At 58.2% G+C, this 2,923-nt stretch carries 3 protein-coding genes; 1 reads left to right on the forward strand and 2 read right to left on the reverse strand.

Translation table 11 applies throughout. The annotated features are described in order from the left end of the window. Nucleotides 1-265: 265 nt before the first annotated feature. Together HHJ19_RS06530 and HHJ19_RS06535 are read right to left on the reverse strand one after the other, a co-directional pair. Nucleotides 266-790 (reverse strand): hypothetical protein, encoded by a 525-nt coding sequence (locus HHJ19_RS06530; RefSeq protein WP_296905146.1) that lies wholly within the window; start codon nt 788-790, stop codon nt 266-268. Between the two features lie 969 nt (nt 791-1,759). Then, nucleotides 1,760-2,299, reverse strand: coding sequence for a hypothetical protein (locus HHJ19_RS06535; protein WP_296905148.1), 540 nt, complete (start codon nt 2,297-2,299; stop codon nt 1,760-1,762). 182 nt (nt 2,300-2,481) lie between these two features. Here HHJ19_RS06535 and HHJ19_RS06540 point away from each other — a divergent pair. Further along, on the forward strand, nt 2,482-2,923 hold a 442-nt coding region (locus HHJ19_RS06540; RefSeq protein WP_296905150.1), incomplete at its 3' end, for a Tex-like N-terminal domain-containing protein.

Consider the following 2,923-nt stretch of genomic DNA (forward strand, 5'->3'; position numbering starts at 1 on the left):
TCAAAAAGATAGTACCAACACGTCAATGGCGACAAACCGGTAGCGCCTGCTGGTTTGACCAGACGGGGGCAAGTATTTGACATTTTGTACAGCTACCCTTGCGCCTAGGTTCTAAAGAGCACACATGAAAGTTGCCCACGCCATGCTGAAGCTCGTAGACGTGAAGGCAAGGAACACGCCAAGCCAACCTTAAAGAATATGTCTTGTGTCAAGCAAGAACGGCCCTCTTTAGCTATTTTTTTTATAGCAAATTAAACCAGGGTTGCTACAAGCGCCGCCGAAAGATAAAAGTCTTGAAGGTTGCCAGAAGGCGACGACCCAGCATCCTCATGCGCAGCTTCAGACGGCGAGCCATGCGCCAAGGCCATGTGCTGCGAACTTGCACCAGAATGCGGTCTTTCCAGCGTTTCCACGGCGTGTAGGCGCGTGCGAACCATTTCAGCTGCATCAGCGCAGGCTGGGTGAGCTGAAACAGGCGTGCCGCTAACGCGGTGCCGGCCAGCTTGGCGGCGAGCACCAGCCCGAGTCCCGCTGCGACGTGGCCGCCGCCCAACAGATAAAGCGCCAGCAGCTTGACCGGCACCAGCGCCAGCACGGGTACCGCAAACGCCAGCAACGCCGCCCAGGGCGGCAGGCGGACAATCCGGCTCTCCAGTTGCCGCCACACGGGCAGGCGACTCAGCGCGGCAAAGCAGGCCGCCAATGGCTCCCAGCCCCATTCCTCAAACAGCAAAAACAGGACAACCGGCGCCAGAAGCAACCCCCGGAGGATTTTTTCAAGCTGTTTCAAATCACGTCTTCCTTAAAGGCCAGTTGCAATGGCCACGACCGGGCCGGTCGACGAGGTCTCGACGATCCGTACCGGGGTCGCACTATGTCTGGACATCAAGCGGGCCCGGGTTTTCGGCGCTTGCAACATGCCATGCCTGCATTGTGCGGCACTGGCCATCGCTGGTTCACCCCAAGATCCCCCCTTTAAAGCGCAGCATCAATCCCGGCGGTGCCGGCAGGGTTAAACCGTGCCTTGCAGACTCAGTGCCTGCAGGGTGTGGCCGCCTTCGGTGTCGAATATCTCCAGGTTCACTTGACGCGCATGGGCTTGCGGGGCTGACATGCTCTGCGAAAGGTGAGTTCTTGCAAGACGATGTCACTGGTTCTGTAGTCACTTGCCGGGGTGTACTCGCGCACCACAAAATAATGGTTGAGGAATTCACCTGCGTGTCCACCGGCTTGGGTCCTGGGCTTGTGATCATGCTTGGTAGGGGTCCTGCAAGCTGACCGCCGGAACGCGCCGCCCGCGCTTGGTCGTGATAGTCAGCCATCATGCGGGTCACGCTGGCCACAAACTGGTCTGGTCCTTGTTGATTCAGCGTAATGCTGGCGCGGACCGGCGAGCCAGTCGATGTAATCCCGGTAATTGGCGTTGAAAACCTGCTTCATTATGTTTTTGTCTTTCGGCAGCGAGGCCCATTGATCCGCTAACCAGCAGCAGCTTTAGCGCCCGGTAATAAAAAGTTCAAGCACCGGCATGCGTGGCGAACCGGATGTTGAAGAGCACAGGTTCTGGACCGAAAATATGCTCAACCCGTCGCGCAGAAAGAGGCCATAGCACTGGTTTTTACTGCCTGCAAGAAGCTCGCGCCTCTTCAGCTTGTGCCGCGCGGCGCGCTGGGCACGAAAGGGAAGACATGGTGGCGAACGCCTGTTGTTTGCCAGCACGTCGGTTTTTGGTACGCCGCCGTGAGGGTGACCTCGCGCATCAGACCAGGGGCGGCAAGGGCGCCAAGGGCGGCTTGACGCCATCCCCTGCGGTGCTGCTGCTGACGGAGCCGCGCCGTTCAAGGCGGTCTTCAAGCTGGCCCATGTAGGCGGCCATGGTGTTGTCTGACTGGCTAATGCGGGCGACCAGTTCCTGCTGCTGGTGTGAGAAACGGTCAGCCAGCACTGTTCCCAGAGCGGTTTCACGGCGCTGGGCCGCCAACGTCTGCTCTTCCATGTAACTCCGCAATTCGGTGAACCGCGATGCTTCGGCCTTGTCGGCCAGCTGGCGCTGGCTGTCGAGCTCGCGGGTATGGACACGCGCCTCCAGCAGGTTTTTGCTTTGCATGTAAAGCGTGCTTGCCAAGAACACCACCAGCGCGATCACCAGCAGCAGCAGCATGACCAAGCCAAGAGACACCTGTACGGTGGTAAAGCCCAAACTCAGCACGCTGATTCGCGTGAACTCATCCACATTGAGTGCCACAAAGGCCGCTATCAACAAAATAGCAAGCACTAAAAGAATGGTGCGAAAACGCATGTCCGACTCCCCGATTGATTATAAAAGTTTACCAATGCACCTCTTTAGTTTCGGCGTCCTGGACTCATGCGGCTGTGGGACGATTCCGACATTTCGCGTCAGTTTGCAAGGGCGTGGCGGTTTGCCGCCGGATGCAGACGCTTTCCCGGACAGGATTGTCGGCGCCCTATAATTTTTCCAATATGCACACACTAATCCGCCAGATTGCCGTAGAAATCAAAGCCCACGAGCATCAGGTCAAGGCCGCAGTGGAACTGATCGATGGCGGCGCGACCGTGCCGTTTATCGCGCGCTACCGCAAGGAAGCCACCGGTGGGCTTGACGACATTCAATTGCGTGAACTCGAATTCCGGCTGGGTTATTTGCGCGAACTGGACGCCCGCCGTGGCGCCGTGCTGAAAAGCATTGACGAGCAAGGCAAACTCACGCCCGAGTTGCGCGCCGCGATTGAATTTGCCGCCACCAAGCAGGATCTGGAAGACCTGTACTTGCCATACAAGCCCAGACGCCGCACGAAAGGCCAGATTGCCCGCGAAGCCGGCATTGAGCCGTTGGCCGACAAGCTGTTTGCCAACCCGTCCCTGAATCCTTCGGAGGAAGCCCTTGCCTTCGTGAACGCCGAAA

Source organism: Polaromonas sp. (genome assembly GCF_012927415.1).
In the GTDB taxonomy this organism is placed as follows: Bacteria; Pseudomonadota; Gammaproteobacteria; order Burkholderiales; family Burkholderiaceae_C; genus Polaromonas.

Bases quoted from the DNA above. Each gene is read 5' to 3' on its own strand.
- HHJ19_RS06535 (WP_296905148.1), bottom strand. From the start codon at position 2,299: ATGCGTTTTCGCACCATTCTTTTAGTGCTTGCTATTTTGTTGATAGCG.